Origin of the sequence: Kribbella sp. (genome assembly GCF_035687465.1) — a bacterium.
GTDB lineage: Bacteria > Actinomycetota > Actinomycetes > Propionibacteriales > Kribbellaceae > Kribbella.
The window spans coordinates 1-7,936 of sequence record NZ_DASRXP010000656.1 but is presented as its reverse complement, the minus strand read 5'-3'; the positions used below and the strand labels follow the sequence as shown (position 1 = coordinate 7,936).

10 protein-coding genes are annotated in these 7,936 nt (G+C 67.6%); 1 reads left to right on the top strand and 9 read right to left on the bottom strand.

The annotated features are described in order from the left end of the window. Together VFG33_RS35115 and VFG33_RS35110 are read right to left on the bottom strand one after the other, a co-directional pair. The coding region (locus VFG33_RS35115) for an alpha/beta fold hydrolase (protein ID WP_325057333.1) at window positions 1-488 on the bottom strand (488 nt) is incomplete at its 3' end. Window positions 489-563: 75 nt separating this feature from the next. After that, a complete protein-coding gene (locus VFG33_RS35110) occupies window positions 564-1,169 on the bottom strand; it encodes a TetR/AcrR family transcriptional regulator (protein WP_325057332.1) in 606 nt (201 codons plus the stop codon). Between the two features lie 65 nt (window positions 1,170-1,234). On the opposite strand from VFG33_RS35110, the gene VFG33_RS35105 reads away from it, so the two are divergent. Continuing rightward, window positions 1,235-2,131, top strand: coding sequence for an oxidoreductase (locus VFG33_RS35105; protein WP_325057331.1), 897 nt, complete (start codon window positions 1,235-1,237; stop codon window positions 2,129-2,131). Between the two features lie 25 nt (window positions 2,132-2,156). On the opposite strand, the gene dmpG is transcribed toward VFG33_RS35105, so the two are convergent. The 7 genes from dmpG to VFG33_RS35070 all read right to left on the bottom strand — a co-directional run. Beyond that, window positions 2,157-3,215, bottom strand: a complete 1,059-nt coding sequence (gene dmpG, locus VFG33_RS35100) for a 4-hydroxy-2-oxovalerate aldolase (RefSeq protein ID WP_325057330.1) — start codon at window positions 3,213-3,215, stop codon at window positions 2,157-2,159. Next, window positions 3,212-4,096: an acetaldehyde dehydrogenase (acetylating) gene (locus tag VFG33_RS35095; RefSeq protein WP_325057329.1), complete on the bottom strand. Its 885-nt coding sequence runs from the start codon at window positions 4,094-4,096 to the stop codon at window positions 3,212-3,214. Before VFG33_RS35095 ends, dmpG begins: the two co-directional genes overlap by 4 nt. A gap of 9 nt (window positions 4,097-4,105) precedes the next feature. Beyond that, window positions 4,106-4,879, bottom strand: coding sequence for a 2-keto-4-pentenoate hydratase (locus tag VFG33_RS35090; protein ID WP_325057328.1), 774 nt, complete (start codon window positions 4,877-4,879; stop codon window positions 4,106-4,108). 18 nt (window positions 4,880-4,897) lie between these two features. Further along, the gene (locus VFG33_RS35085) at window positions 4,898-5,833 is read right to left on the bottom strand and encodes a DODA-type extradiol aromatic ring-opening family dioxygenase (RefSeq protein WP_325057327.1); all 936 of its coding nucleotides are present in this window, start codon (window positions 5,831-5,833) and stop codon (window positions 4,898-4,900) included. After that, window positions 5,830-6,702 carry an alpha/beta fold hydrolase gene (locus VFG33_RS35080; protein ID WP_325057326.1) on the bottom strand — a complete coding sequence of 291 codons (873 nt, stop codon included), beginning with the start codon at window positions 6,700-6,702 and terminating at the stop codon, window positions 5,830-5,832. Before VFG33_RS35080 ends, VFG33_RS35085 begins: the two co-directional genes overlap by 4 nt. 19 nt (window positions 6,703-6,721) lie before the next feature. Next, a complete protein-coding gene (locus tag VFG33_RS35075; RefSeq protein WP_325057325.1) occupies window positions 6,722-7,216 on the bottom strand; it encodes a cupin domain-containing protein in 495 nt (164 codons plus the stop codon). Next, the coding region (locus VFG33_RS35070; RefSeq protein WP_325057324.1) for an SDR family oxidoreductase at window positions 7,213-7,936 on the bottom strand (724 nt) is incomplete at its 5' end. The genes VFG33_RS35075 and VFG33_RS35070, both read right to left, overlap by 4 nt.

The following is a 7,936-nucleotide window of genomic DNA, read 5'->3' as shown; positions in this document are numbered from 1 at the left end:
CACTCCGGCAGACCGGCCTTGTTCTCCTCGCTCGGGTCCGCCCAGAACCGGCGCGGCGCATCCCACGCCTCGTTCAAGCCCGCCTCGTGCGTGTTGCCGTTCTGTACGACGAGACCGAGCACTCGCTCGGGATGGCGCATCGCCATGAGGTACCCGACCGGTGTGCTGAAGTCCGTTACATACAACACGTAATGCTCTATGCCGAGGTCCGCGACCAGAGCCTCGATCACGTACGAAAGTTGCTCGAAGCTGTAGTCGTACTCGTCCAGCGGCGGCGCATCCGAGAAGCCGAATCCTGGCAGGTCCGGAGCAACGACGTACGCGTGCTCCCCGAGCACAGGGAGCACCTCACGGAACGAGTACGACGAACTGGGGGAACCATGGAGTAGCAGCACGGCGGTCGAAGCGGGTACGCCGGACTCGCGGTAGTGCACCTTCACCCCTCCCGACTCGCGGTAGAGGTGTCTCGTCTTGGTCGAACGCTTCACGTCGTTCTCCTCTCGCAGCCCACGCTCCTGAGTAACCTTATAAATCCTAGTTACCAGTTACGTCAGAGACATGCACTACGCGAGCGGGCGGGCACCTCGGAGGAACTGTTCAACGGCGGTCTCCACGAGTCCGTCGAGCAGTTCCGGTTTGACGACGCCGCCGTTGATCAGCGTCGCGATGCCCTGCAGGGTCGCGAACAGGACGATCCCGAACTGCTCGGGTTCGCCTGCCTGGAGCTCGCCCAGCGCCTGTCCCTGCAGGATCAGCTCGCGCATCAGCTCGAAGGGTGCCTCGGCAGCCTTGGCGATCCGCGTCGCACCCGGACGGTGCTTGCTGGTGTACATCAACTCAAGGAATACGGCGTTCTCGGTGGCGAACCGGGTGTAGGCCGTCATGGTGGCCCGCACGCGTGACGGGAAGTCTGCGTCCGAGCCCGCCAACGCGGTGCGCAGCGTGGTGTCCAGCCGGTCGAACCCGGCTTCGGCCAAGGCGTCGAGCAGTGCCTGACGGTCCGGGAAATGCCGGCGCGGCGCGGCGTGACTGACACCGATCTCGCGGGCCAGATCGCGCAGCGACAACTGGTCCGCGCCGTGCTCCCGTAGGCGGCTCTCGGCCGCCTCGAGCAGCGCGGTGCGAAGTTGTCCGTGGTGGTAGGGCCGCTCGTCGATCGCATCTGGCACGGGACGTACGATAGCGAACAGTGTTTCCGTTGACAACATTGTTGTCAGTGACTACTTTGTAGTCCATGACAACATTCAGTGTCTCGGACATTCCTTCCCTCACGGGTCGCACTGTCGTCGTCACCGGCGGGAACAGTGGGATCGGCCGGGCCGCCGCCCGCGCTCTCGCCGCCAAGGACGCTCACGTCGTGCTGGCTGTGCGCAACCCCGAGAAGGGCCGCGAAGCCGCAGCCGCGATGACCGGCCACGTCGACGTCCGGCAGCTCGATCTCGCCGACCTCGCCTCGATCCACGCGTTCGCCGAGGACTTCACCGAGCCTGTCGACGTGCTGATCAACAATGCCGGCGTCATGATCCCGCCGCTGTCCCGCACGGCCGACGGTTTCGAGCTGCAGTTCGGGACGAACCACCTGGGCCACTTCGCGCTGACGAACCTGCTGCTGCCGCGGATCCGGGAGCGGGTCGTGACCGTCTCGTCCGGTGCTCAAAGGCGGGGCTCGATCGACTTCGACGACCTCAACTGGGAGCGCAAGCCGTACAAGGCGATGGCTGCCTACGCGCAGTCCAAGCTCGCCAATCTGCTGTTCACCTCGGAACTCCAGCGACGACTCGCCGAGGTGGGCTCACCGGTGATCGCGACCGCGGCGCACCCCGGCATGGCGGCCACGAATCTGCTGAGCTCGGACGGTCAGAGCCGGATGCGCTCCCTGATGGAGAAGGCGGCGCTCGCCCTCGCGCAGAGCGACGACGCCGGCGCTCTGCCCACGCTGTACGCGGCCGTGGTGGATGTTTCTGGCGACAGCTACGTAGGCCCGAACGGCTTCATGGAGGCGCGCGGCAAACCGAAACTGGTCGGCCGTTCGGCGAATGCGCAGGACGCCGAGGCGGCGCGGCGCCTGTGGGACATCTCCGAAGAACTGACAGGAGTCACCTTCCCGCGGCACGCTCTCCAATCGGCCTGAGACCGGCCGTCAGGGCCGAGAGTCCTCACCCTGTTCGCTGCGACTTGAGTTCGAGGGCGATGTCGATGAGTTGGTCTTCCTGGCCGCCGATCAGGTGGCGGCGGCCCGCTTCGGCGAGGAGTTGGGCGCCGGAGACGTCGTAGCGCTCGGCTGCCGTGCGGGCATGTTTCAGGAAGCTGGAGTAGACGCCGGCGTAGCCCATCATCATCGTCATCCGGTCGAGTCGGCATTCCTCACCCATCACGGGCCGGACGACGTCCTCGGAGGCATCGATGATCTGGAGGAAGTCGACACCGGTCTTCCAGCCGAGCTTGTCGCTGACGCCGACGAAGGCGTCCAGTGGCGTGTTCCCCGCGCCGGCGCCGAAGCGGCGTACCGAGCCGTCGATCTGGGTCGCGCCGGCCCGGACCGCGAGCACGGTGTTGGCGCAGCCGAGGTCGAGGTTCTCGTGGCCGTGGAAGCCGACGGTCGCCTGGTCGCCGATCTCAGCCACGATCGCGGCGACCCGGTCCGAGACACCGTCCAGGATCAGCGCGCCGGCCGAGTCGACGACGTACACGCACTGGCACCCGGCGTCGACCATGATCCGGGCCTGGGCAGCGAGGACCTCGGGGGTCTGGGTATGGCTCATCATCAGGAAGCCGACGGTTTCGAGTCCCAGTTCGCGCGCCAGGCCGAAGTGTTGCTCGGCGACATCGGCCTCGGTGCAGTGGGTGGCGATCCGGCAGATCGAGCCGCCGTTGTCCCGCGCTTGCCGGATGTCGTTTTTGGTGCCCACGCCGGGCAGCAGGAGGAAGGCGATCTTCGCTTGGCGGGCCGTGTCCGCGGCGATCTTGATGAGGTCCTGCTCGGGAGTCAGGCTGAAGCCGTAGTTGAACGACGATCCGCCCAGTCCGTCACCATGGCTCACTTCGAGCACCGGTACGCCGGCGCCGTCGAGTGCGGTGACGATCGCCCGTACGTCGTCCGCCGTGAACTGGTGTCGCTTGTGGTGTGACCCGTCGCGGAGGCAGGTGTCGGTCAGGCGGATATCGAGCTCGCCCACCGGATCGGTCTGCCGCCACGTGCGGTTCAGGTTGCTCATCCGCGGCACATCCCCTCGCCGGCCCGAGTCGCGGCCGCCGTCATGATGTCGAGGTTTCCCGAGTACGGCGGGAGGTAGTCGCCGGCTCCTTCGACCTCCAAGAAGATGCTGACCTTCGTGGCGCCCCGGGTCGGCGGTGATGGATCGTCGAACTGCGGCTCCTGCAGCAGACGATAGCCAGGCACGTACTTCTGCACCGCGGTCTCCATCTCGTACACGGAGGCGGCGACAGCCTCGCGGTCCGCGTCCGGAGCGACCGCGCAGAAGACGGTGTCGCGCATGATCAGCGGTGGATCGGCAGGGTTGAGGATGATGATCGCCTTGCCGCGTTCGGCGCCCCCGATCGTCTCGACCGCCCGGGCCGTGGTCCGAGTGAACTCGTCGATGTTCTGCCGGGTCCCGGGTCCGGCGCTCAGCGAGGCGACCGAGGCGACGATTTCGGCGTACGAGACGGGCGTGACCCGGGACACCGCTGCCACCATGGGGATCGTGGCCTGTCCGCCACAGGTGACCATGTTGACGTTCGCGGCCGTGGCATGGGCGTCGCCGTTGACCGCCGGAATACAGGCGGGTCCGACCGCGGCCGGCGTCAGGTCGACCGCTCTGATGCCGGCTTCGGCGTACCGAGGTGCGTACCGGCGGTGGACATAAGCGCTCGTCGCCTCGAAGACCACGTCAGGCAGTTCGTCCTGGGACAGCAGCCATTCGACGCCTTCGTGGCTGGTCTCCAGGCCGTGGTCCCGCGCGCGGAGCAGTCCGGGGCTGTCCGGGTAGACGCCGATCATCCAGCGCGGCTCGACCACCTCGCTCCGGAGCAGCTTGTACATGAGGTCGGTGCCGATGTTGCCCGGCCCAACGATCGCAGCGGTCAGTCTGGACATCCCTACCCCTTACTCGAAGTCCAGCGAGACGCGGCCGAGTCCGTCGAAGACTGCTTCGACCCCATCCCCACCCCGTACGTCGATCGCGCGGTGCACCGCACCCGGCAGGATCACCTGGCCGGCCTCGAGCGTGACTCCGAAGGCCGCCACCTTGTTGGCCAGCCACGCGACGGCTGTCGCGGGGTTACCCAGCACCGCATCGGAACGACCTTCGGCGACCTGTTCGCCGTTGCGGAGCAGTCGGCCCTCGATCCCGCGAAGGTCGAGCTCGTCGGGCTTCGCGTGATCCGCGCCGAGGACGTAGCCAACCGAGGAAGCGTTGTCCGCAACGGTGTCCGTGATCGTGATGTCCCAGTCGGCGATCCGGCTGTCGATCAGCTCGAGCGCCGGTACGACGTACTCGGTGGCCGCGAGCACATCGTCTTCGGTGCAAGAACCGGCCGGCAGCGCCCTGCCGAGGACGAACCCGATCTCGGCTTCGATCCGGGGAGCGCAGTACCTCGCAGCGGAGACGGGACGGTCGGAGAACAGTTCCATATCGGCTAGCAGGTGGCCGTAGTCGGGCTCGTCGACGCCGAGCATGCGCTGCATGGCCTTGGAGGAGAGTCCGACCTTGTGGCCGCTGACCACTCCACCGGATGCCAGTCGTCTGCGCACGTTGAGCAACTGGATCTGGTAGGCATCGGCAACGGTCAGGGTCGGCCAGGTCTCGCGGAGCGGCGGGATCGGCCGGCAGTCGCGCTCCGCCTGCGCGAGCGCTTCGGCAACGGCGGCATGGTTCATCGTCTCTGTCCTCACGGTCTAGGCGATCTCGAAGGTGGTGCCGATGCCCATGCCGGTGATCCACTCCGGTACGGCTTCATAGCTGGTCCAGGTCAGCGGCAGACCGACGGCGGCGTGGCCGACGAGCCAGCAGCGAATCTCGTGACCACCACTGCCGGCGTCCTCCTCCAGCTTGTCGTGGCCGAGGGCAACGATCGGTTCGAGGTCCGGGGAGCGCAAGGTCTCGAGGAACCAGTTGTCCCACTCGCGGTTCACCCGGGCGTCAGGGTTGCCGCTCATCGCGCGAACCTTCGGCTCGCGCTCAGCGGAGAACGCGGCAGCGTCCAGCCGGCCGTGGATCAGGGCCGAGCGCTTGGGGTCGGCGATCGACGGGTCGCGTAGATCGTTCGAGGGCAGCCAATGCGAGAGGCCGCCGCTGGCGACAACGAGGACACGGCCGTCGTACGCCGACGCGCGCAGTACCTGGCCCAACCTGTGGCCGAAGTCGCGGCAGCGAGCCAGGGACGGCAGGGGAGGAGCTGCGGTGTTGAGCACGATCGGCACCATGGGGATGCTCCGGCCGCCGGTCGCCATCTCATAGCCCTGCACGATGCCGTGATCGACGGTGAGGGAGTAGGACAACGCCGGGTCGAAGCCCGACTCACCGAGAGCGTCGAAGATGTCCCAGGCCAGTGTGGTTTGAAGCGGCAACGGCCCGGCGCTGCTGCCGAAGTCGCCGAACCCGACCGCGGTCTCGATGCCGACGACGAACGCCGGCATCACGTCGTAGAAGTTGGCGTGGAAGTGATCGGGGCCGATCACCACGACGGCGTCCGGGGCCAGTTCGGTCACCGCCTTGGCGACGCGATCGGCGTCGGACAGGAACTGAGCGCCCGGTTCGCCGACGCCCGGAGGCGCGAGCAAGGTCGCGAAGGGTGAGTGCGATATCCCTACGAAGCCGACGAGTTCACTCATCTGACCGCACCGCTTGTCATCGAGCGAAGGAACTCTACGTGGGCGGCGAGGAACTCGTCGGGCTTCTCCCATTGCGGCCAGTGGCCGGCGTCGTCGATGACGTGCAGCCGCGATCGCGGGATCCAGGACTGGAGGAGCTCGGCCTCGTCGAGTCCGCCGGTGGGATCGTGGCTGGTCCAGAGCAGCAGGGTCGGGGCGGCGATGAGGCGCACCCACGACGAGTCCCATGCGTAGTCGCGACGTACCTCGGGATCCTGCAGGACCAAGGTGTTCTCGATGGCTCGCAGGTAGCCGGGCCGGGTGTAGACCGCTTGGCGGAGCCGGACCAGTTCGTCAGTCACCTGGGACTTGTCGTGGAACAGCCACTCGACGCGGCGCCGTACGGTGTCGTCGCTCGGATCGGTGACAGCGGCCAGAGTGCTGGCCTTGAGCCTCTCCATCACCTCGGGTTTGTTGGCGATGTTGCCCGGGGTGTTGAGGATGAGCCCGTCGACGCGGTCGGGATGGTGGGCGGCGGTCCAGGCGGCGACCCAGCCGCCGAGCGACTCTCCGGACAGGTGAGCGCGGTCGATCCCGAGGACGTCGAGGAGACCGACGAGATGCTCGGCGAGGACGTCGATGGTGTACGGCTTGTCGGGCAGGTCACTCCAGCCGTGACCGACCATGTCGTACGCCGTCACGGTGAAATGGGCTGCCAGGGGGGCGATGTTGCGCGAGTAGGCCTCCAGGTGGCCGCCGGTGCCGTGGAGCAGCACCAGCTGTGGCCCGCTGCCGGCCCGGAGTACTCGGGTCCTGACGCCGGCGACGTCGACGTACCGGAGTTCGTGTGGGGTGCTGCTGAGCTCGGCCCAGATACTGGTGTGTGCCACCGTCTGCTCCTTCTCGTTGTCAGTCGGGGAAGGCCTCGCGGGCCTCCGCGACGGTTGCCAGGCCGGCGCTCTGGCGGCGGGTCAGCCCGAGTGCGGCGACCAGCCGCGAGCCCTCGATCGTCAGGAAGACGACCGGCTCGGCCGGGTCGTCGTTGTAGTGCCGGTGCCAGGTCCACGGTGGTGTGTAGATGCACGCACCCGTCGTCCACTCGACGGTGTCGTCCTCGACCTCGCTGTGGCCCCGGCCGCTGATGACGTAGTGGACCGTCTCGTGGTGATGACGTTGCATGTCGGAGCTGAGCCCGGCAGGGATCACTTGGTGGAAGATCTCGAACCCGAAGGTCGGCAGGCGACCGGCGATCGCCAGCTCGGAGGGGTTGTGGACCGCGGTCGCGGGCAACGGCTCGAGTTCGTCCGCCTGGACGACCAGCGGCCGAGCTTGGCTGGGCAGTACCCGGTCGGTGATGCAGGCCAGGAAGGTCGGTAGCTGAAAATTCTCGCCAGTGTTGGTCATGGGACTTCCGTTCGTCCGCCGTCGACGGTCACGACTGTGCCGTTCACGAAGGATGCCCGGTCCGACGCCAGGAAGCTGATGACCTCGCCGATCTCGCTCGGCCGCGCCGGTCGTCCGGCTGGGATGGCGGCGTTGTCGGCGATGCCGTCCGGGTCGCCGCGGGAGTCAAGGATCTGCCGGCGTCTGGCGGTGTCGGTGGCACCCGGCGCGACGCAGTTGACGGTCACGCCGCGGTCGGCGTACTCGCGGGACAGCAGCTTGGCGGCACTGGTCGTCGCGGCGCGCAGGACCGTGGAGATCGCGAGCTCATCCTGGGGTTGGCGGACGGCGGTCGAGGTGACCACGATGACGCGGCCGAAGCCGCGCTCGGCCATCGCGGGGAGGGCCAGCCTTGCGAGTCGGAGCGGTCCGAGCAGAAGGCGTTCTAGTGCCGCGTGCCACTGGGCGTCGCCGACTTCGAGGATGCGGCCGGGTGGTGGACCGCCCGCATTGAGAACCAGTACGTCGTACTGCGCGGCGCTGAGGTCGGCCGTCGGATCCGCTAGGTCTGCGACGAACGCCTCGGCAGACAGCTCCTTGGCTGCTAGTTCGAGGGTCTCGGCGGTCCGGCCGGTGATCGTCACCCGGTGACCGTCGGCGATGAGCGCTTCGGCGGCGGCACGTCCGATGCCGGCGGCGCCGCCGCCGACGAGCGCTGTCCTGGCGTTGATGGCGACCTCC